We start from the raw sequence: 326 nt of genomic DNA, 5'->3' as shown, positions 1-326 counted from the left end.
GGAAGCTTTGTCTTCGATGGCACCGAGAAGAGCATTGTGATCTCGGGTACGCTTCCTGCAGGCACATCAGTGGCCTACACCAACAATTCAAGAACAAATGTGGGTACCCAGGAAGTAACGGCGACGATTACGGGAAGCAACTTCAATGATCTGGTGCTGACCGCTGATCTGACGATCACTCCGGCCGATATTACAGGAATTACCTTTGATGATGGAAGCTTTGTCTTCGATGGTACCGAGAAGAACATTGTGATCTCGGGTACACTTCCGGCAGGCACTTCAGTAGCCTATGCAAACAACACCAGAACGGATGTTGGAACTCAGGA

The 326-nt window shown here is 49.7% G+C and carries 1 protein-coding gene; it reads left to right on the top strand.

The window, feature by feature from the left end:
* Nucleotides 1-326 (top strand): hypothetical protein (locus QVH07_RS17715; protein WP_290003153.1); only part of this gene is annotated, 326 nt, incomplete at both ends.

The sequence above is a fragment of the Algoriphagus sediminis genome, assembly GCF_030403435.1.
Lineage (GTDB): Bacteria > Bacteroidota > Bacteroidia > Cytophagales > Cyclobacteriaceae > Algoriphagus > Algoriphagus sediminis.
The sequence above is the reverse complement of the archived record's forward strand: the minus strand, read 5'-3'. Positions and strand labels throughout refer to the sequence as shown.